18 protein-coding genes are annotated in these 20,619 nt (G+C 45.0%); 10 read left to right on the plus strand and 8 right to left on the minus strand.

From position 1 onward, the window contains the following. The first annotated feature begins 113 nt into the window (after nt 1–113). From R7Z77_RS18010 to R7Z77_RS18030, 5 genes are all read left to right on the plus strand, one after another. Nucleotides 114–848 carry an amino acid ABC transporter ATP-binding protein gene (locus R7Z77_RS18010; protein WP_213967989.1) on the plus strand — a complete coding sequence of 245 codons (735 nt, stop codon included), beginning with the start codon at nt 114–116 and terminating at the stop codon, nt 846–848. After that, nucleotides 848–1,645 (plus strand): amino acid ABC transporter permease, encoded by a 798-nt coding sequence (locus tag R7Z77_RS18015; RefSeq protein WP_005376396.1) that lies wholly within the window; start codon nt 848–850, stop codon nt 1,643–1,645. The genes R7Z77_RS18010 and R7Z77_RS18015 overlap by 1 nt, the downstream gene beginning before the upstream one ends. A gap of 9 nt (nt 1,646–1,654) precedes the next feature. Then, on the plus strand, nt 1,655–2,473 hold the full coding sequence (locus R7Z77_RS18020; protein WP_213967988.1) for a transporter substrate-binding domain-containing protein: 819 nt from the start codon (nt 1,655–1,657) through the stop codon (nt 2,471–2,473). An 81-nt stretch (nt 2,474–2,554) separates the two neighbouring features. After that, nucleotides 2,555–3,475: an amino acid ABC transporter permease gene (locus R7Z77_RS18025; RefSeq protein WP_213967987.1), complete on the plus strand. Its 921-nt coding sequence runs from the start codon at nt 2,555–2,557 to the stop codon at nt 3,473–3,475. Nucleotides 3,476–3,567: 92 nt separating this feature from the next. Next, on the plus strand, nt 3,568–4,386 hold the full coding sequence (locus tag R7Z77_RS18030) for an EAL domain-containing protein (RefSeq protein ID WP_005376399.1): 819 nt from the start codon (nt 3,568–3,570) through the stop codon (nt 4,384–4,386). Between the two features lie 106 nt (nt 4,387–4,492). Here R7Z77_RS18030 and R7Z77_RS18035 read toward each other — a convergent pair whose 3' ends face one another. Continuing rightward, nucleotides 4,493–5,026 (minus strand): RNA-binding S4 domain-containing protein, encoded by a 534-nt coding sequence (locus R7Z77_RS18035; protein ID WP_005376400.1) that lies wholly within the window; start codon nt 5,024–5,026, stop codon nt 4,493–4,495. Between the two features lie 226 nt (nt 5,027–5,252). Between R7Z77_RS18035 and R7Z77_RS18040 the strand changes: the two genes are divergently transcribed. Continuing rightward, nucleotides 5,253–6,206 (plus strand): endonuclease/exonuclease/phosphatase family protein, encoded by a 954-nt coding sequence (locus R7Z77_RS18040; RefSeq protein ID WP_213967986.1) that lies wholly within the window; start codon nt 5,253–5,255, stop codon nt 6,204–6,206. Nucleotides 6,207–6,223: 17 nt separating this feature from the next. On the opposite strand, the gene cra is transcribed toward R7Z77_RS18040, so the two are convergent. Then, nucleotides 6,224–7,204 carry a catabolite repressor/activator gene (cra, locus tag R7Z77_RS18045; protein WP_005376402.1) on the minus strand — a complete coding sequence of 327 codons (981 nt, stop codon included), beginning with the start codon at nt 7,202–7,204 and terminating at the stop codon, nt 6,224–6,226. Nucleotides 7,205–7,577: 373 nt separating this feature from the next. Here cra and fruB point away from each other — a divergent pair, with 373 nt between their 5' ends. Genes fruB through fruA form a run of 3 tightly spaced genes read left to right on the plus strand, consistent with a single transcriptional unit; the run spans nt 7,578 to nt 11,450 of the window. Beyond that, complete coding sequence (fruB, locus tag R7Z77_RS18050) at nt 7,578–8,711, plus strand: fused PTS fructose transporter subunit IIA/HPr protein (RefSeq protein WP_213967985.1); 1,134 nt, start codon at nt 7,578–7,580, stop codon at nt 8,709–8,711. Between the two features lie 9 nt (nt 8,712–8,720). Continuing rightward, the gene (gene pfkB, locus R7Z77_RS18055) at nt 8,721–9,692 is read left to right on the plus strand and encodes a 1-phosphofructokinase (RefSeq protein WP_213967984.1); all 972 of its coding nucleotides are present in this window, start codon (nt 8,721–8,723) and stop codon (nt 9,690–9,692) included. 18 nt (nt 9,693–9,710) lie between these two features. Continuing rightward, nucleotides 9,711–11,450 carry a PTS fructose transporter subunit IIBC gene (gene fruA / locus R7Z77_RS18060; protein WP_213967983.1) on the plus strand — a complete coding sequence of 580 codons (1,740 nt, stop codon included), beginning with the start codon at nt 9,711–9,713 and terminating at the stop codon, nt 11,448–11,450. An 82-nt stretch (nt 11,451–11,532) separates the two neighbouring features. On the opposite strand, the gene R7Z77_RS18065 is transcribed toward fruA, so the two are convergent. The 4 genes from R7Z77_RS18065 to R7Z77_RS18080 all read right to left on the minus strand — a co-directional run bounded on the left by R7Z77_RS18065 (nt 11,533) and on the right by R7Z77_RS18080 (nt 17,612). Next, nucleotides 11,533–12,243, minus strand: coding sequence for a hypothetical protein (locus R7Z77_RS18065; protein ID WP_005376411.1), 711 nt, complete (start codon nt 12,241–12,243; stop codon nt 11,533–11,535). A 175-nt stretch (nt 12,244–12,418) separates the two neighbouring features. Then, a complete protein-coding gene (locus R7Z77_RS18070; RefSeq protein ID WP_005376413.1) occupies nt 12,419–15,478 on the minus strand; it encodes an efflux RND transporter permease subunit in 3,060 nt (1,019 codons plus the stop codon). Continuing rightward, nucleotides 15,478–16,539, minus strand: coding sequence for an efflux RND transporter periplasmic adaptor subunit (locus R7Z77_RS18075; RefSeq protein WP_005376420.1), 1,062 nt, complete (start codon nt 16,537–16,539; stop codon nt 15,478–15,480). The genes R7Z77_RS18070 and R7Z77_RS18075 overlap by 1 nt, the downstream gene beginning before the upstream one ends. Beyond that, nucleotides 16,539–17,612, minus strand: a complete 1,074-nt coding sequence (locus R7Z77_RS18080) for an efflux RND transporter periplasmic adaptor subunit (protein WP_213967980.1) — start codon at nt 17,610–17,612, stop codon at nt 16,539–16,541. The genes R7Z77_RS18075 and R7Z77_RS18080 overlap by 1 nt, the downstream gene beginning before the upstream one ends. A gap of 160 nt (nt 17,613–17,772) precedes the next feature. Here R7Z77_RS18080 and vdeR point away from each other — a divergent pair, with 160 nt between their 5' ends. After that, on the plus strand, nt 17,773–18,501 hold the full coding sequence (vdeR, locus tag R7Z77_RS18085; RefSeq protein WP_017820966.1) for an efflux transporter transcriptional repressor VdeR: 729 nt from the start codon (nt 17,773–17,775) through the stop codon (nt 18,499–18,501). A gap of 70 nt (nt 18,502–18,571) precedes the next feature. Here the strand turns inward: vdeR and gcvT are convergent, their stop codons facing one another. Continuing rightward, nucleotides 18,572–19,690, minus strand: coding sequence for a glycine cleavage system aminomethyltransferase GcvT (gene gcvT, locus R7Z77_RS18090; protein WP_213967979.1), 1,119 nt, complete (start codon nt 19,688–19,690; stop codon nt 18,572–18,574). Between the two features lie 260 nt (nt 19,691–19,950). Further along, entirely contained in the window at nt 19,951–20,574 is a 624-nt protein-coding gene (locus tag R7Z77_RS18095; protein ID WP_005376429.1) for a helix-turn-helix domain-containing protein, read from the minus strand. Between the last annotated feature and the right edge of the window lie 45 nt (nt 20,575–20,619).

The raw sequence follows: 20,619 nt of genomic DNA on the forward strand, positions 1-20,619 counted from the left end.
AGCGATCTGAATAGAGTCTTAAAATCATCGCCTAAACATTAGCTTATTCTTAATGAAATTACGCGCACAACTTGCTATTGTAAAAGGATATTTTTCCGTTATAGCGTGCCCCTTTGAAAGAGAATACTCCCGTCGTTGAGTTTAGCGACGTAAATAAGTGGTATGGCGATTACCACGCTCTAAAAGACATCAACTTCTCCGTGCATTCTGGCGAGATCATCGTGGTGTGTGGCCCTTCAGGTTCCGGAAAATCAACGCTCATTCGTTGCATCAACCATCTTGAATCGATTCAAGAAGGCCAGCTTCATGTGTTCGACCAGCCTTCTCACGCAAAATCTCTCAAGCCCGGTAAAATCGGCATGGTGTTCCAACACTTTCACCTTTTTCCTCACTTGACTGTACTGGAAAACCTCACCTTAGCGCCGATTCGCACACTCAAATTATCAAAACAAGAAGCTGAAAAACGCGCAAAACATTACCTAAAGCGAGTCAATATTGAAGAGCAAGCGAGTAAGTATCCTATCCAGCTTTCTGGCGGTCAGCAGCAACGCGTCGCGATTGCCCGCTCCTTGTGTATGGAACCGGATTTACTCCTGTTTGACGAGCCAACTTCAGCGCTTGATCCGGAAATGATCAACGAAGTGTTGGATGTCATGGTTGAGCTGGCTCAAAGCGGAATGACGATGATTTGCGTCACGCATGAAATGGGATTTGCCAAAAAAGTAGCGAACCGCGTGGTATTTATGGATGAAGGCCAAATCTTGGAAATGAACTCTCCAGTCGCCTTATTTGAGACACCACAGCATCCACGCACCCAAGCATTTTTGAACCAAATTTTAAGTTACTGATGATAGTTCGCGTAATCAAACCTGTCCTTCAAGCTTTACTGCAAATGACGCTCCTCTTCATCGCGATTGTGTGGGTGTTGGACTCTGGTGCCGACGCTATGGGCTATCAATGGCAATGGGAGCGCGTACCTGATTACATCGCTTTTTATGAAGATGGCGAATGGTGGCCGGCAGAACTTATTGATGGGCTATTGGTCACGCTTAACATCTCTGCTATTAGTCTATTTTTTACCTTAGTGTTGGGGTTGGTCACCGCGTTACTAAGGCTTAGCGATTCGAAAGTCGGCAATGTTATTGGTACCACTTATGTCGAAGTAATACGTAACACGCCGTTGTTGGTGCAAATCTATTTACTCTACTTCGTGTTTGGCCCCGTGATTGGTTTGGACCGATTCAGCACCGCCGTTTTGGCATTATCCCTTTTCCAAGGTGCCTACACCGCGGAAATATTCCGTGCAGGTTTAAACAGTATTCCTAAAGGGCAATTCGAAGCAGCACAAACTCTCGGACTATCACCGTTTTACACCTACAAAGACGTAATTTTGCCTCAGGTTTTACAGCGCACATTACCGCCATTAACCAATGAAGTGGTTTCTTTGATCAAAAACTCTTCCATTGTAAGCGTGATGGCGATTTTTGATCTAACAACACAGGCACGCAACATCGTCTCAGAGACGGCGATGCCGTTTGAAATTTGGTTTACCGTGGCAGCAATTTATCTTGCTCTCACTCTGTCACTTTCTGGCTTGTCTGCATGGCTAGAACACAAACTCGGAGCCAGTTGGCGCAAATTATAAGGAGATAACATGAAGTTATTCAAAGCGACCATTACTGCATTATTAGGGCTAGCCATCGCTATGCCTACAATCGCGAAAGAAGATGTTGCCACACCCAATGTAGATCAAATCAAAGAACGAGGCACTTTGCGAGTTGGTATGTCAACATTTGTACCTTGGGCAATGCGTAACAAGCAAGGTGAGTTAATCGGTTTTGAAATCGATGTTGCCAAACGCTTAGCACAAGATTCAGGTTTGAAAGTGGAATTCGTACCAACTGCGTGGGATGGCATTATTCCCGCACTACTGGCGAAAAAGTTCGACGTGATCATTGGTGGCATGTCTGTTACGCCTGAACGCTCCAAAAGCGTCTTGTTTACTGAGCCCTACTCACACTCAGGCGTTCAAGTAGCAGCAAACAAAGAACTCGCCTCTGGTTTTAGCGAATTTTCGGATTTTGATTCACGACGCGTAAAAATTGCGGCTCGTCGCGGCGCATTCACCGTTCAAGTAGCCAGAGAAACCTTCCCGAAAGCGAAGATCCTGCAATTCGATGACGACGCACAAGCGTTCCAAGAGGTGCTGAATGGTAACGCCTACGCGGTCATTGCTTCTAGCCCAAAACCAGAACATGAGACAGTGAAACACAGCGACAAACTATTCCTTCCATTCTCTGAGCGACTATCACAAGGTAACGAAGCCTTTGCAGTTCGTTTGGGGGAAGAAGATAAAAAGGCCTTTTTCAATAAATGGATTGAAGCAAGAACCCAAGATGGATGGTTAAAACAACGTTATGAATACTGGTTCTCGACATTAGATTGGCAAGATCAAGTCGCGCAAGGCCAGTAATCTTAATGGCTCGTGGACGCCGCGAGCCTATACTCTCCAATCATTCATTTTACTTTTCCATAACTTATCGGAGTCAAATTTTTGGGCGAACACACTACCACTCGCACAGCACCCGCGAAATCCAGCACAGGCTACCTTTTACCGCAATTAAACACACTAGACTGGGTACTACTTGTTATGTGCGGTATCGGTGGTGTTTGGCTGTACCATCGGTCCGCTGTTGGTGTGCATTATTTGTGGCAGTGGAAAGAGGCGCTTGAATTACTTTTCACGCCTAGAGCAGATGGTGGTTTGCCCTACTTCTTCCAAGGTTTGATTTCGACGTTAAGGCTCAGTATTTGGGGCATCAGCTTCGCATTAGTGTTTGGCACTTTGTTAGGCTTAGCACGCTTCTCTCGTTCCGTTTGGTTGCGCACACCTGCCAATGCGTTTATCCAGTTAGTGAGAAACATCCCTCCGTTGGTGTTTGTTTTTATTTTCTACTTTTTCATTTCTAACCAATTGATCCCGTTACTCGGTTTGGAAGATCTTCTACGAAACTACAACGGCGAACCAAATGCGCTACAGCGCTTTCTGTTTGGGCCTTCGAACCTTTGGGAAAACCTTGCCTCTGGCGTGTTATGTGTCGGCTTACTCTCTTCTGCCTACATTGCAGAAGTTGTGCGCGGTGGTTTACAAAGTATCGACCAAGGTCAGTGGGAGGCGGCTGACTCATTGGGCTTGTCTCGGTGGGTGAAATACCGATTTGTTATCGCGCCACAGGTGCTTAAATCAATAACACCTGCACTTGCCGGTCAAACCATCGCTTTGGTGAAAGACACCTCTATTGTTTCACTGATTTCGATACAAGAAATGACGTTTGTTGGGACAGAGATGGCAAATTCATCAGGGTATATATTTGAAATTTGGTTGATTGTCGGCCTCGCTTACTTCTTAATTTGTTTTGGTCTGTCACTTATTTTTCGCCATATTGAAGCAAAATCGGAAGCCATTTCAAATTAACTCAACCGCATATGTAATTAGGCACATTTGATTCTTCAAATCAGAATTGCACCCTGTTACATTGGCAAGATGCTAAATTTTCGGCGTTTTTCATGGAGTTAAAGAATCAATCCGACTACGAGCGATACATAAAACAAGATAATCTTGGTGAATATTACGTAGTTCTCAATCAATTCACTTTTCACAGTGTTTATCAGCCAATTTTTGATAGACGCCAACGTATTATTGGTATGGAAGCCTTACTGCGTATTCGTGGCATTGATGGTTCCCTAATTCGTCCTGACGTGTTTCTGGCCAATAATGCTCTTGATCCCTACTTTCGCTTATGTGTAGAGTTTTTATCCAGAGCAATGCACATTCGAAATTTTGCACGCTATTTCGCAGGGACACCGATCAAACTGTTTCTTAACGTCATGCCTCAAACGCTACTCACGCTAACCAAAGACATGGGCTTTAAAGATAACGGCCTGCTTTACAAACGCCTTTCCGAACTTGGTATGAGCCCATCAGACGTAGTTTTTGAAGTAGTCGAAGAGTCATGCGGAAATACGGATTTATTAATCAAAGCCGTACAGTTAATGAAAGCGAATGGTTTTATCTTTGCTATCGATGATTTTGGCGCCCAACATTCTGATATCGCACGTGTTCAGCAGCTCTGCCCTGACATCATCAAAATCGATCGTTCCTATTTGCTAGACTACTGCGCCGGAGAAACCTTTTCCATACATAGCGCCGTTGATCTAGCGGATCATATGGGAGCAAAAGTCATTATAGAAGGGGTTGAAGAAGACGTGCAGCTACAAGCTATGTATCAACTTAATTTGGATTATTACCAAGGCTTTTACTTAGGAAAGCCTTGCGCCATTCATCACTGGACAGATAGCCTAAACATCGAGACGACAGTGCATTAACACTGCCCACTTACAGCACAGTGAAACCAAAAAAGCGCCGATATAATATGCTCGGCGCTTTTTAGTTTTACTCAGATGTCACTTATTTAGTTAAGCGTTCATTTCCCTAGAAAAAATCAATAGAATTACGACCGCTCTTCGGATCACGAGTGGCTTGTGGTTTGTCTTCTTTTTTGCCTTTCTTAGCAGACTGAGACAACGCTTCTTTCTGCGCTTTACGCTCTTTATGTGCCGCTTTGCGGCCTGTTGATTTAGGCCCAGAGGCTTTAGGTGACTTACTTTGACGAGACTTATCTTTACGAGAAGACTGCGCTTCTTTTTTCGCTTTCTTTTCTGCTTTTTGCTCTGCCGTTTCAGGTTCGGTTACTGGCGCATCGCAAACCACAACATAATATTCCTGGTTAAACTCGAAAAAGTCACCATCATACATCTTGCGGCGCTTACGTGTTTCTAGTTCACCATTCACCGCGACGTAGCCTTCCTCGATGATATGTTTTGCTTCGCCGCCACCGCTGACCAAGTTTGCGATTTTAAAAAGCTTGTACAGTTCGATTGGATGCGCATCAACATCGATGCCAATCGCTTCGATCTCAATCTCTTCGCCTTCTAAATACTCTTCGTGGTCGTAATCTTGGGTCATGTTACTTACTCTTACTATTTGATGCCCTGAAGTTTAAACGCAATGCTTAAAAATAGAAACCTCTGGCGATGTTCAATCACCGATTCGCCTTGGCATTTGAGCACCTCTTAACCCATTTAACTTGTCGCTCGTTAGCTTGTATACCGATGCGTAGCTCAAACGAAGCTGCAATTACGCAACCTGAAGGTATATACTCTCTAAGTTATTGTTGAAAAGAGCGAATACTTTGTCTCAACCAAGTAGAATTACCTTTGTCACTGCGAACTTGTTTAATTTTGTCGCACCGCCTAACGCCTACTATGATTTCGAGAACATATACTCGTTAGAGCAATGGCGAGACAAACTTTCGTGGACGCAACGTCAAGTTGAAAAACTGGAAGGCGACGTGATTGGTTTACAAGAAGTGTTCAGTATCGAGAAGACCCAGACATTTTTTTCAACCATCGGCTACCCCTACTTTGCGACCGTTGACACCCCACATGTTGAGGATAAGTACATTTACTCAAGCCCTGTTGTGGCAATCGCATCTCGGTTTCCAATAGAAAAAGTACAAGCGGTAGAGTTTGACTTAGCAACGCTTGAGCCTTTTGGAGTAAGTGTTGTTCCAGAGTTCAGTCGCAAACCTATCTATGCCCAAGTAATACATCCTGTACTTGGTCATATCGCCGTTTACGTAACGCACCTGAAATCTCAACGCCCAGCCGACTCAGAACAACCAGAAACGTCTAGCACGATTATTGGGCGCTGGTTATCCACCCAGCAAAGAGGCTGGGAAGCAGCGATGTTAAGAGACGCGATGCAAAAGAGGTATCGAAAAGAACCAATGCCGACAGTGTTAATGGGCGATATGAATCAACCTATCACTCCTATCAGCGTTAACAGCTCATTGGTATCCAACACTGGTGACTGCGTCACTGAATTACAACTCAAAGATGGTTGGTTATTGCAAAGTGACACCCTGAAGGATGAACGCCCAGCCACGCACTATCATTTTTCCACTGGGAATGTACTCGACTATATCTTGCTCTCACAAGAGTTTGACACCTTATCAGATATATCGGTTGCCGAGGTTGTTGACTATCAGGTGTCTAACCAACATCTGATCAACCCGATTTATGACAGAGATAAAAACGCCAGCGACCACGCATTTGTGGCGCTGACGGCTGAAGTAAAGCTTTGAGCAACCTATTTAGTTACTTAGTGACGTTTCACAATTTTACGCGGGATAAGTTCTACGCCAGGCTTGTAACGCTTGGCGGAAGCGTTGAGTGCTAACTCCATTGCGCTGTCCGCGATCAACTCAAACTGTTGAGGCAAAGAGTTGATTTTCACAGGCAAGAAGTCCAGCAGTCGATTATCACCAAATGTCGCTAAACGCACCTTTCCCATCAGTTCTGGTTTTTCTAGCATTACATCCAACACACCTTCTAACAGTGTGTATGACGTTGTAACAATGGCATCTGGCAATGCGTTCTCTATTAACCATCTCTCTAAGACTTTCTTGCCTTCTTCCCGGGAGAAGTGTTGTCCATAACCCACTGTTGCCGTTTTGCCACCTTGTTGAGAAGCAGATAGAAAACCGAGCTCACGCTCTTTTGAGACTTGAAGGTCTTGCAATGCACCGATTAAGCCAATGGACTTAATATCCTCTGACAGTACTGACTGAGTGAGTTCAAGTGCGGCATCAAAATCTTCGCTGATGACACAACAAAAGTGCTCATCATCCATTGGACGGTCTAGCGCGATAACTGGCGTACCAGAATTTTGCAACTTAAGGTAATACTCGTTTGCAGTGGGCATACCACTTGCCACAAACAACGCATCAATGCGACGACTGACTAATGCTTCCGCCACCTTTTGCTCTGTATCAGGATCATCATCAGAGCAGCCAATCAAAATTTGGTACCCCGCTTTCCGAGAGTTCTGCTCTATCAGCTTTGCAAGACGCGCATAACTGGTGTTCTCTAAGTCTGGGATGATAAGCCCAAATGAGCGTGAATTACCTGCCCGCAAGGAAGACGCCGCATGATCTGGCTTATAATTGTACTCATCTACAACGGCCATCACCTTTTTCTGAGTCTTCTCGCTGATGCGGTATTTCTGCGCTTTTCCGTTAATCACATAGCTTGCAGTTGTCTTAGAAACACCCGCTAATTTGGCTATTTCATCCAGTGTCATATTCTAAACCTTATTCTGTGCGCGCGATCATATTAATACATCAACGATCTTTCGATAAGTTGAATTATAAGCTGAACCGATTCAGTATAAAAGCTGAAAGGATTCAGCAAAACTTAAAAATTGACGTAAATCACCCGAACACGCAACAAACCAATTTGTGAGCTAGGCTATAGGACAGCGGCAAAGGCTCGTTTGTTAACGTCAGTTTTTAAAACAGTTTTTCTGAGTCTTTTAAAAAATTTACCAACAAGCTGAATCGATTTAGCTTGAAAGATAAAAGGTTTGAGGAGTGATAAGCGCTCAGAAGAAGCGGCGTTCAACTTCTCACACAGAATACATTTTTAAATTGATACCTTAAGGCTGGAGAAGCACCATGCTTAAGCTAAATAAGAACGACATTACCCTCTCGCAATCAGCGACAGATAAGTTTGAAGCAATAAAGAGTATTGCTCATAGCCTTACTGATAAAGGCCTAGTTGAACGCGGTTACGTTGAAGGCATGCTAAACCGTGAAAACCAAAACTCTACGTTTTTGGGGAACGGTATCGCCATCCCGCACGGTACAACCGACACTCGTGCAATGGTGAAAACAACGGGTGTTGCTGTGCATCACTTCCCACAAGGTGTCGACTGGGGTGATGGCAATACTGTGTTCGTCGCTATCGGTATCGCAGCTAAATCTGATGAACACCTTGGCATTCTTAAACAGCTCACCAAAGTGCTAGGCGCAGATGGCGTAGAAGAGCGTCTGCGTAATGCAAAAAATGAAGACGAAATCATCGCCCTACTGCACGGTGATGTTCAGCTTGAAGCAGACTTTGACGCTTCTTTAATTCAACTGATGTTCCCTGCGAGTGACATGCTACAGATTAGTGCTGTTGCAGGTGGTCTGTTGAAAAATACGGGATGTGCTGATAACGAATTCGTTGCCGATCTCGTTACCAAACAACCAACTCACTTAGGTAATGGCCTGTGGTTAATTGGCAGTGACAAACATGTCACTCGCACAGGTGTGTCATTTGTCTCGACGGCAAACGACTGCGAATATGAAGGTCAAAAAGTGCGTGCACTTTTCGCGTTCGCAGCATGTAACAATGCTCACCAACCTATCCTAAAAACGCTTTCTAATATTGTGTTTAACAATGAACACGGCAAGCTTTTAGATGCATCAGTAGAACAGATTCTTGCTTTGTTCAAAGGTGAAGAAGTCACAGCTGCATCTTCAGAAGAAGGCAATACCGCTGTATTTAAAATCAAAAACTCTCACGGCCTACATGCTCGTCCGGGGGCAATGTTAGTCGCAGAAGCGAAAAAGTTTGAATCCACTATACGTGTTTCCAACCTAGACGGAGATGGAAAAGCAGTAAACGCGAAGAGCTTAATGAAAGTCATCGCGCTGGGCGTTAAGCACGGTCACCAACTTCAATTTACAGCAGAAGGCCCTGATGCGCCGCAAGCCTTGGAGTCTATCGGAAATGCAATCGCTTCTGGCCTTGGTGAAGGTTAAGGATCCGATATGACAAACAAAACAAATAAGGTTGTCACTATTACGCTCAACCCAGCATTGGATTTAACAGGTTCAGTAAATGAACTAAACGTTGGTTCCGTGAGCTTAGTACAGCAAAGCAATCTCCACGCTGCTGGTAAAGGTGTCAACGTAGCAAAAGTATTGAGCGATTTAGGCGCAGACGTCACGGTTACCGGCTTTCTCGGTAAAGATAACCCTGAGCTATTTCATCAGCTTTTCAATGACATCAACGTTAAGAATGAATTTGTGGAAGTAGAGGGTGCCACTCGTATCAACGTTAAGCTGGTTGAGGCCAATGGCAACGTCAGTGATATCAACTTCCCTGGCGTTCAAGTAACGACCAACGAAATTACTCGCTTTGAGGAGACACTATTTCGTCTAGCGGAGACGCATGATTACTTTGTATTGGCAGGCAGCCTACCGGTCGGTGTTACTGCAGAGCAATGCGCAGCATGGATTGAGAAGCTGCATCAGCAAGGCAAGAAAGTGTTGTTCGATAGCAGCAAAGCAGCACTACGCGCAGGCATCGACGCTCATCCTTGGTTGATCAAACCAAACGACGAAGAGCTAAGTGACTTTGTCGGCGAGCACCTTTCAACGCCAGAACAATGCCAAGCTGCTGCGCAAACACTGAGCGACAAAGGCATAGAAAACATCGTGGTTTCTATGGGACCTGACGGTGTTATGTGGCTCAACCAAGGCGAATGGCTTAGTGCAAAACCGCCTCGAATGAATGTCGTGAGCACCGTTGGCGCAGGCGATACGCTGGTCGCTGGCTTGTGTTGGGGCCACATGCAACTGATGCCTAAAAACGATTTATTGCGCTTCGCTACGGCACTTTCTGCTTTGGCAGTTAGTCAAGTTGGCGTAGGGCTAACCAGTCAGGAAGAACTGGAAAATATCAAGCGACAAACTGAAGTTAGCGCGCTTTACCCTATTACAAACTTAGAACAAAACTAAGGAACAGAAGGTTATCGTATGAATATTGCCATTATTACTGCCTGTCCGAGCGGTGTAGCAAATAGCATCCTTGCGGCAGGATTACTAGAACAAGCCGCCGCAAAATTAAACTGGAATGCCAAAATAGAATGTCAATCAAGTGTGGTTGAACCAACACTATTGACGGAAGCTGACGTTGAACAAGCCGAAGTCATTGTCATTGCGGCAAATACTAGCGTCGACACTTCTCGTTTTGTAGGAAAAAAGGTTTACCAAGCGGAAATTAGCGAAGTAGCAAAAGACGCAACTGCGTTTCTCCAGCAAGCGGTTGAAAACGCCACTTTACTTGAAAAAGCAACCACACTTGCAGCCCCTATCACTACAGATACAACATCAGCATCAAAGAAGATTATTGCAATCACGGCATGCCCTACTGGCGTTGCGCATACCTTTATGGCGGCAGAAGCTTTAGAAGAAGAAGGCAAGCGTCGTGGCCATCAAATCAAGGTGGAAACTCGTGGTTCAGTTGGCGCTAAAAACCAACTGACTGAGCAAGAAATTGCAGACGCCGATCTGGTGATCATTGCTGCGGATATTGAAGTGCCACTTGATCGCTTTAACGGCAAAAAGATGTACCGCACGAAAACAGGTCCAGCTCTGAAAAAAACAGCCGAAGAGATGGACAAAGCATTCGAGCAAGCCACTGTGTATCAGCATTCTGGTTCAGCTAGCTCTTCAGCTACCACCGAAGAGAAAAAAGGCGCTTACAAGCACCTGATGACCGGTGTTTCGCACATGCTTCCTGTCGTCGTTGCAGGTGGTTTGATCATCGCTCTATCTTTCGTGTTCGGTATTGAAGCATTTAAAGAAGAAGGCACACTAGCAGCAGCCTTGATGAACATTGGTGGTGGCTCTGCATTCGCATTGATGATTCCTGTACTTGCTGGCTATATTGCGTTTTCAATCGCAGACCGTCCTGGTCTGGCTCCTGGTCTTGTTGGTGGTATGCTAGCAAGTTCAACGGGTGCTGGTTTCCTAGGTGGTATCGCAGCTGGCTTCATTGCCGGTTACGCAGCGAAACTCCTCGCAGATAAGGTGAAACTGCCACAATCGATGGAGGCGCTTAAACCGATTCTGATCATTCCATTTGTGGCAACATTGTTCACCGGACTTGTCATGATCTACATCGTAGGCGGCCCAGTTTCAGGCATCATGAACGGCCTGACTGACTTCCTAAACAACATGGGATCTGACAGTGCAGTACTACTGGGTATTATCCTTGGCGCAATGATGTGTTTCGACCTAGGAGGCCCGGTAAACAAAGCCGCTTACGCATTTGGTGTTGGCCTTTTGGCTTCACAAACTTACGCACCAATGGCGGCAATCATGGCCGCAGGTATGGTTCCTGCGCTAGGTATGGGTTTAGCGACCTTCATTGCGAAGAACAAATTTGAACAAAATGAACGTGAGGCTGGTAAAGCATCATTTGTCTTGGGTCTGTGTTTCATCTCTGAAGGCGCAATTCCATTTGCTGCGAAAGATCCAATGCGCGTGATTCCATCTTGTATGGCAGGTGGCGCGCTTACTGGTGCCCTATCGATGCTATTCGGTGCGAAATTAATGGCACCACACGGCGGTCTATTCGTGCTGCTAATTCCTAACGCAATTTCACCAGTATTAATGTATTTAGTGGCTATTGCAGCGGGTACAGCGGTAACTGGCTTTACTTACGCATTCTTAAAAAGCAAAGCAGAAGCGAAGCAAGAAGTCGCAGCTTAATTAGAGCGACTCCGGTTAACAATGCCACCCTCGAATTTGGCATTTAGCACCTCCCTTTAATTCCGGTTAAGGGAGGTGTTTTTTATTCCGCAGCCGGAACGGCTACAATGTCTACTTCCCCACTGCTCATATCCACCGTTGCTTGATAAGCGCTATGCGGATCACCGTAGTGCTTGAAGGTAAAGTGGTAAACGTTAGCTGGCGTCCACAAGGTTTTTGACTCTGCGGGCAGAATGTCATAGCCGTCTTGCTGATAAAGCTCTGTCGCCATTACATTTGCGATTGCCGCCTGCTGGTTAGCGTCTCGATCCACCTTTGGCTCTAGTGACGGGTTACTTGGATAAGACTCACCGTTGTAACTCATGAGTCGATATGAGCCATTACTCCAAACGATAAAGTCCTGCCAACCATTACTGTAACTGTCGGCTAGTACAATAGGCGTGCGAGTTACCGACATTCGATTAATAACGTTTCCCTCATTATCAAACATATATGCAGAGCAGCCACCACTACCACAGAAATAGCGATCTTGAAGCAACACTATGTGTTCTGCCTTGCCGTCGCTGTTTAGGTCGGCGCTACCCGATAGATAACGTAGATTGTCTTGCTCGAGCGACAGCCCTTCAGGGGCTAAAACCTTACTATCAATCCAACTGGAAATGACTTCAGCACTAACACTGTTGACTTTAGGGGCAGGTTGTTTGGTTTCTGTCGGCATGCTATCCGTCGCGGTGCAGCCAACCAAGGTGAAAGAACCAACGAAGAAGAGTCCGTTTAATATGCGCTTATTCATGTAATCTCAATCTTTGATGTGTCGTTACATCAGTATACGCATGATTTGCATTGTAATCGTAAGAAAATCATTAAAATCAAGCAAATGAATGGTTTGGTATATATTAGTAAGATCAAAAAAGCCCCGAAGAAAACCTTCAGGGCTAGGCAGGAAGCTGGCAAATAGCCAGGAGTCCCTATGCAGTGGTCGGTTTTACCCTAAACAGAATTGCAAACATCACTGGCACCACTATCAGTGTCAGTACAGTAGCAAAACCAAGACCTGCCATAATCGTTATTGCCATCGAGCCAAAGAAGGCATCGAAGACCAGTGGAATCATCCCCAAGATAGTCGTTAGCGCAGCCATACTTACCGGACGAACGCGGCTTATCGCACTATCGACAATCGCGAGGTAAGGATCTTTACCTGACTCCAACTCAAGGTTAATTTGGTCAAGCAACACAATACCGTTTTTCAAAATCATGCCACTTAGGCTTAACAAACCAAGGAATGCTGTAAAACTGAACGGCATGTTCGTGGTAAGCAAACCAAAAGCAACGCCAATGATCGCTAACGGAACGGTGAACCAAATGACCAACGGCTTTTTGATTGAGTTAAACAGTAAAATAGTAATGATGAACATCAACAAGTAACCCATCGGCAATGAACCGAATAGGCCTTCTTGTGCATCTTTGGATGATTCGTACTCACCACCCCATGTGATTTCGTACCCTTCTGGAACATGCAATGCCATCACTTTAGGCTGTACACGAGCAAATAAGCTTGCTGCCGTGTCGTCACTCAACACATCATGGTCCGCGAGAACGGTTAACGTACGCTTACGGTCACGACGCTGAATTAGCGGCTCACTCCAATCCAGTTGAACGCCATCAATCACTTGATCAACCGGAATATACGTTTGCAACGAAGGACTCCAAATGGTCACGTTTTGTAGTGATTCAAAATCTACGCGTTCTTCTTCAGGAAGGCGTGTCATAATTGGCAACGTATGTGTACCATCACGCAAGTAACCTAAGGTGCTACCACCAAACGCCATTTGCAGTGTGCTTGAAAGATCTTCTTTCGAAATACCTAAGCGACGAGCTTTAGACTCATTGAAAACGGGTACAAGTTCCTTGGTGCGCTCTCGCCAATCGTGACGAATGTTTCGGGCACCAGGATCGGTATGAAGGATGTCTTCAACTTGCACCGCCAAGTCACGTAAAACTTGTGGATCAGGGCCAGTAATACGCGCTTCGATCTTAGACGCTGGTGATGGACCAAATTCCATCAATTTAAACTGGAACGTAGGCGCATCAAATGTTTTCGCCAGATTCTCATCTAACTTATGCAGTAAACCAAACATTTTCTCACGATCAGTCGCGCGAACTTGGAACTGAGCGTACGCTTCGTAACTTTTTTCTGGTTGATAGGTTAAAGCAAAACGCTGTAGGCCCTGCCCAATCGAAGCAGAAACAAAGTCAATATCATCTTGCTGACGAATGTAGCTTTCGACCTCTTCAGCTTTTTTGATCGTTTCACGGATGTCAGTACCTTCTGGCATCCACATATCCACGTAGAACATCGGCGTATTCGATGGTGGGAAGAACTGCTGTTTTACATTACCAAATGCCACGACAGCACCCACTAATAGCGCCACCATGCCAGCAACGGTAAGCCAGCGGAATCGCAATGCAAATTTCAGCGATGCCCCAAATACGACAAACAACCAGCCTTTATAAGGATCATCTTCGCTAGTACCTTGCTCTTTGTTTTCCTCTTTCAACAAAAGATCGGCAAGGAAAGGCGTCAGTGTAATAGCGGTAATCCAGCTTAAAAATAGTGAGAAACACAGCACCCAGAATAGAGAGCCCATGAACTCACCTGTCGCATCTTGCGACAAGCCGATAGGTGCAAAAGCCGTAATTGCAATAACAGTCGCGCCCAGCAAAGGCCATTGTGTTTGCTTTACAATATCGACAGCCGCTTGAACTTTGGTACGCCCTTTCTTTAGGCCAACCAATATGCCTTCCACGACAACAATCGCGTTATCAACCAGCATACCTAAGGCAATAATTAACGCGCCAAGAGAAATACGATGCAGTTCGATGTTGTTGTAATTCATCAAAATGAAGGTACCAAATACCGTCAATAACAACACAACTCCAATGATGACACCACTGCGTAAACCCATAGTAAACAGCAACACAATGATTACGATCGCCACTGCCTCCGCTAGACTAATTACAAACGCTTTAACAGATTCATCCACCTCATTGGCTTGGTTGTAAAAGTAGTTCATATCGATGCCAGCAGGCTTGATAGACTCAAGGCTCGCGAGCTCCGCATCCAAACGTTCACCAACCTCAACCACGTTCACACCCGATGCAAACGAGATACCGATATTAATCGCTTTTTGACCGTTAAAGAGTACGACGTTGCCTGGCTTCTCTTGAATACCGCGAGAAATCGTTGCTACGTCTTTTAGACGAATTAGATTTCCTGTGTCACGGCCATGAATGATCAGATTTTCTAGTGCTTCTACAGTGTTTAAGGTGCCGCTTGGGCGAATAACAAGGCTTTCGCCATTGACCATCACTTCCCCTGCTGAAACCACATTGTTTTGCTGGTTCAACAAGCTCGAAACCACATTCATGTCTAAGTTCAGTGCAGCAAGGCGATCAAGTGAGATCTCAACGAATAGCATTTCTTGCTGATCGCCCGTGATGTCTACCTTACCAACACCATCAACAAGCTCGATTTCACGGGTCAGGTAATCCGCATAACGTTTCAGCTCTACATAGTCGTAATCGTCACCAGTGAGCATTAACATCACGCCATAAACGTCACCGAAATCATCAATGATCTGTAAAGACTGAACACCTTGGGGCAATGATGGTCGTAAATCATTAATTTTACGGCGCATTTCATCCCAAATTTGCGGCAGTTCATCAGGACCATAGTCCATTTCCATGCTCACCGTTATTTGAGACATACCATTAGAAGACGTAGAGGTAATTTTGTCGATATAAGGGAGTTTTCGAATCTCTTTTTCTAGAGGATACGTCAGCTCTTCTTCAACTTCTTTTGACGTCGCGCCAGGGTATGTTGAGATGATCATGGCATCTTTGATCGTAAATGCCGGGTCTTCTAATCGTCCAAGCTCCAAAAATGACGTTAAACCACCAACAGCAAGGATAATAATGAACAACCAGCTGATGACTTTGTTTTTTATTGAATACTCAGCAATGTTCATTATTGGTTATTCTCCACAACATCCACATGTTTACCTTCGCGTAATTTACGCAGATTTGAATTAATCAGAATATCGCCCTGGCTAACACCTGACGACACAATGGCTCCATTGCCATTCACTTGAGAAATCATGACAGGCACTCGTGTGACAATGTCACCTTCTTTTTTCCACACAAAGAACTCATTCCCTTCACTGCCTGCTTGAAGCGCCGTGACAGGAACACTGTAACCATCAATAGAGGTAATGCCCGCCTTCACCATATCGACCAAAACGCTTACGCTGGTTCCCGGCAATATCTCTGTTTTTGGCTGTGGCATCGTCAAGTACATTTCGTAGGTTTGAGTTTCAGCGTTGGGTTCACTTGTGTGCTCTAAATAGTCCAAAGCAAATCTGCCATCGATGCCGGAGAAGGTTGCTCTAGGCTTGTAGCTCATGCTGTCTGAGTTTGGGTCTACCATCGCTAAAACATTGTCGGAAAGCTCAATACGCACGTAAACCAAATCGTTTTGGTATAGGTTTAACACGGGTTCACCAATTGCCACACGCTCAAAACGTTCTTTGAAAACATCAGATACTTTACCGGCGAACGGGGCGAATAAACGGGTGTAATTCAATTGATTGGTCGCGTTATAGAAAGTAGCCTCAGCTAGCTCTTTATTGGCGGTTAGCTCATCAAGTTCCGCTTTTGAAATCATTTGACGTGCATGCAAGTCTTCACCGCGTTTAAGCTGACGAATTGCGAGTGTGTATTGTGCTTCTGCGTCATTCACGGCTTGCTTCTCTTTGCTATCATCTAGCTTTGCGATCATTTGCCCCTGCTTCACAACGTCACCCGCTTTAACCAATACGTGCTGAACTTCCCCAGCGCGGCGAAATGCCATTGGCGTTTGCTCTGCAGGCACTACTATGCCTTTGAACGCGCGATGTTGACTTTGTACTGGTGCATCCACCGAGATAGTCGACACAAAAAGTGGCTGCTCGACGATAGCTTGGTTTTCATTTTTGCACCCTGTTAAAACTGCAAGTGCAATCGCAGAGATCGTAAGTAGAGAACGTTTCATTAAATGCCTCCCTCACGAACCCAAGCTTTCACCACTTGTCCTTCAACCAGTCTCTCAACACCAGCAATAACAACGTAATCATTGTTATCAAGCCCGGCTTTCACACCACCTGCTGCGTCAAGTGACACAGTGACTTTATTGACCTGCTGCGTGCTTCTGTCCATTACCCAAACTTCACCTTGCGTCCCATTTTTGTTGACCCAAGCAGACTGAGGTAACGTCATCGCGTCCGATACATGTTGTTTAGCCATGTGTACCTGCCCTGTCATACCTGTCAGCAAATTGCGATCTTCTGGCCGAGTGATGGTCACGATCGCCTCATAACTATTGGTATCGATGTTTGGCTGCGTCGAAATTTCTTTAAATTGCCCAGGAATACGTTTTCCTGGCTCGCTATCCATCGTCACCCACATATCGGAGTTTTGCAGTGACTCAAGTGATACAGATTCCGCATAACTTACAGGCAAGGTGAACGACACATCCAACGTCGTGTTATCAATGAGATTCAAGATCTCCTGCTTCTCTGCTACTACTTGAAACGGGTTGACATAGGTATATGACACAATGCCATCAAACGGTGCATGAATTTTGGTATAGCTCAAATCGGTTTTAGCTTGTTCGTAGTTCGCCAATGCCGCTTTATATTGAGTTTCTTTCTGATCGTACTCATCAGTACTAATGAGTTTTTTTCCGTAAAGGTTTTTCGCGCGGTCCCATTGTGTTTTCGCTAACGCGTACTGCGCTTGAGCGGCATCTAACGCAAGCTGAAGATCTTTAGGGTCTAACGTTGCGAGCACTTCACCTTGTTGGACCTTTTGACCCATGCGTACACGTAATTCATCTACCTCTCCACCAACCTGAAAAGAAAGCTGCGCGCGATGTGTTGCATCAATACGCGCTAAAAAGGCGTGCGAGTCTTCAAGTTCTAGGTCTTTCACCGCCAGTAATTTTACAGGTTTGATTAAAGGTTCAGACGGCTCAGAAATGGCTTTATTACACCCAGTTAGCATTCCAGAAAGACTTAATGTCACCACTGCGCCAACTAAAGTGCGCTTTAAATATTGTTTTCGCACCCGCTTTCTCCGTAGGTTTTATATATTACACAGCCGTGCAGTATAAGCAGAATTTGAAATTGATCAACATATTTTCCAGGTGGATAGCAAATTAATTAGTCAAAGCGTTCGGTTTCTGGTAAAAGTAAGCGCGTGATTAATATTCGGGAAAATTCGAACTATGAATGAAAGAAAGCAGGGGCGTAGAAGTGCTGAAGCAGCAGAACAAACTAAGTGTCTGATCCTTAAAGTGGCAGCAGATATGTTTTGTGAACTTGGTTACGAGCGTGTCTCGCTGCGCAATATCAGTGAAAAGGCTGGTGTTTCACATAGTTTGATCCGTCACCACTTCGGCAGCAAAGAGAAAATCTGGCAAGCGGTTAGCGATGCAATGGACGAGTTCATGCAGTGCTATATGGCTGAACTCATCAATGAAATGCCGGAGAACACACCTTCGAATAGAAAAATTTATCTGTTTATGGTTCGCATGCTAGCATTTGCTCTCGTCAATCCTCATCCAGTACAGATGATCGCCGATGCCATTCGACAAGGCGATGACGGTGCTCTACTGCAGTATTTCTTAAAGTCAAAAGATGAGTTCGCTGCAATATTTACCGGAATTTTCGAGCAGTACAACAGCGAAAACCCTAATGCACAATTTGATCAGTGGGAATCAAAGTGGCAAATGTTGATCTTCGCACATGGTGCTGTCAGTCTCGCGCCAATGATGCAAGAAACATGGCCGGATATTGCAGATAATCGCGAAAAACTGCTGATCAAGCATTGGGAATTGTTTAATACCATTATGGCCTCTCAATTTGGGATCGCAAAAGAAGAGATGATTCATCCGGAAAAGCTTGAAGATATCGTTATTGATATGTGCTGTACTATTGATGAAGCAGTAAACTAAAAGCAAACAAGCGAAAAGAAGACATAAAAATGCCGAGCTACAAAGCTCGGCATTTTTGTTTCAATTCGTTTTAACCACGGTAGTAGCGTTGTGGTACGAACGGCATTTTTTCAACTGTCATTGGTAGCATTTTGCCACGCACTTCAGCGAACACTTCAGTACCAATCGCCGCCAAATCCGCACGAACATACCCCATTGAGACTGGCTTACCTGCATTCGGGCCCGCCGTACCACTGGTTACAACGCCAATTTTAACGCCGTCAGCATCAAACAGTTCAACACCTTCACGCACTGGCGCTTTGGTTTGACCTACTAGACCCACACGCTTACGCGCCACATCTTTAGTCTCAATCTGCTTAAGAATAATGTCTGCGCCAGGGAAACCACCTTCACGTTCACCACCAATACGACGAACTTTTTGGATACCCCATAGCAAGCTCGCTTCAACAGGTGTTGTTGTTGTGTCTAGGTCATGACCGTATAGACAAAGGCCACACTCAAGACGAAGTGAATCACGAGCACCAAGGCCAATCCATTCAACTTCATCTTCCGCAGTCAGTTTACGTGCTAGCTCTTCCGCTTTGTCAGCAGGAACCGAGATTTCGTAACCGTCTTCGCCTGTATAACCACTACGAGAAACAATGCACTCGGTGCCTAAAACATCGACTTTACAAATATCCATGAACAGCATTTCAGAAACTTCTGGTGCAAAACGCGCCAATACAGCCGCCGCTTTAGGGCCTTGGATTGCAAGTAGAGCTCGGTCTTCGATAATTTCTAGCTCAACACCAGATGGTAAATGCGCTTGTAGGTGTGCGATATCTTGCGCTTTACATGCTGCGTTCACAACCACAAACAGATGATCGCCTAGGTTAGCCACCATCAAGTCGTCCATGATGCCGCCCTCTTCATTAGTGAAAAAAGCGTAACGCTGTTTACCAGACTCAAGATCCACAATATCCACTGGGACTAATGTTTCTAGGAACGCAGCTGCACCGTCACCAACTAGGCGAAGCTGTCCCATGTGAGAAACATCAAACAGACCTGCCGCATCACGAGTATGTAAGTGTTCCTTCTTTACGCCTAGAGGATACTGAACAGGCATATCGTAACCCGCGAACGGGACCATTTTGGCACCAACTTCAACGTGAAGTGCGTGTAGTGGTGTTTTCAGTAGTTCTTGAGTCATTTTCGTCTCCATTTAGATAGACCCGAGAATGCTATCGGCATTCGATGTGTTTCCAATAATAAACATGGCTCATTCTATTTTGCACGAACAAGACGTAGATCGACTTGCAAAAGTGTGACTCTTAACATTTTAATCACAACAAATCGTACAAAAAAAGCGCTTTAATGAGCAAGTTCTCATCAAAAAAGCGCTTTTTCATCATAACGACCACCAGCAGCAATCGTTTGCTTTCACTATAGGAAATTTACAAGTATTTATCACTATTTGGCTGTCACCCACAAAATGAGCGCATCTTCTTCGCTAACACTGGTCAACATATGTCCCATATTTGCATCGTAATAAACGCTGTCTCCCTCGCTTAAAACAACAGGTTCGTAAAACTCAGAATAGAACATGACCTCACCAGATAAGATAAGCAGAAATTCTTCGCCATCATGACGAACCCAGTCTTTATATTCATCAAAACTACGAGCTCGAATTTGGCTCTTAAACGGCATCATTTTCTTGTTGGAAAGTTGTGTCGCGAGCAGTTCGTGTTCATAGGTTTGTGTTGGGTGTGGTTTACCTTCATTCTTCTTGGTAACATCCCTGCGCCCTGTCGCTACCTTTTTTCTAGGTGGCTCAAAGAGTTGTGGCATGTCAATTTGTAAGCCAAGTGCCAATTTTTGCATCGCTTGAAACGTCGGGGAGATCTGCTCATTTTCTATTTTGCTCAGTGTAGATCGAGCAAGCCCGGTTCGCTGACTCGCTTCTTCTAATGTGATACCGAGTTTCGAGCGGATATCCTTAATACGCTGGCCCAGTTTTAACGGCTCGATATTTTGGTCATGTTGCTCTTTTGCCAACGTCATCGATGGGTATTCATCGTAAATACTTTCTGCCATAAATCCCTCTATAGATATCCATATTTTTTGTCTTACTCGCATTGT

The organism is Vibrio sp. 1401, assembly GCF_033340295.1.

Excerpts from the sequence above, each read along its gene's own strand:
- cra (WP_005376402.1), bottom strand. The coding sequence starts at position 7,204 with ATGACACTGGATGAAATAGCCAAATTAGCGGGTGTTTCTAAGACAACT.
- R7Z77_RS18020 (WP_213967988.1), top strand. The coding sequence starts at position 1,655 with ATGAAGTTATTCAAAGCGACCATTACTGCATTATTAGGGCTAGCCATC.
- R7Z77_RS18035 (WP_005376400.1), bottom strand. The coding sequence starts at position 5,026 with ATGACCCAAGATTACGACCACGAAGAGTATTTAGAAGGCGAAGAGATT.
- gcvT (WP_213967979.1), bottom strand. The coding sequence starts at position 19,690 with ATGACTCAAGAACTACTGAAAACACCACTACACGCACTTCACGTTGAA.
- R7Z77_RS18075 (WP_005376420.1), bottom strand. The coding sequence starts at position 16,539 with ATGAAACGTTCTCTACTTACGATCTCTGCGATTGCACTTGCAGTTTTA.
- fruB (WP_213967985.1), top strand. The coding sequence starts at position 7,578 with ATGCTTAAGCTAAATAAGAACGACATTACCCTCTCGCAATCAGCGACA.
- fruA (WP_213967983.1), top strand. The coding sequence starts at position 9,711 with ATGAATATTGCCATTATTACTGCCTGTCCGAGCGGTGTAGCAAATAGC.
- pfkB (WP_213967984.1), top strand. The coding sequence starts at position 8,721 with ATGACAAACAAAACAAATAAGGTTGTCACTATTACGCTCAACCCAGCA.
- R7Z77_RS18095 (WP_005376429.1), bottom strand. The coding sequence starts at position 20,574 with ATGGCAGAAAGTATTTACGATGAATACCCATCGATGACGTTGGCAAAA.
- R7Z77_RS18070 (WP_005376413.1), bottom strand. The coding sequence starts at position 15,478 with ATGAACATTGCTGAGTATTCAATAAAAAACAAAGTCATCAGCTGGTTG.
- vdeR (WP_017820966.1), top strand. The coding sequence starts at position 17,773 with ATGAATGAAAGAAAGCAGGGGCGTAGAAGTGCTGAAGCAGCAGAACAA.
- R7Z77_RS18015 (WP_005376396.1), top strand. The coding sequence starts at position 848 with ATGATAGTTCGCGTAATCAAACCTGTCCTTCAAGCTTTACTGCAAATG.
- R7Z77_RS18030 (WP_005376399.1), top strand. The coding sequence starts at position 3,568 with ATGGAGTTAAAGAATCAATCCGACTACGAGCGATACATAAAACAAGAT.
- R7Z77_RS18065 (WP_005376411.1), bottom strand. The coding sequence starts at position 12,243 with ATGAATAAGCGCATATTAAACGGACTCTTCTTCGTTGGTTCTTTCACC.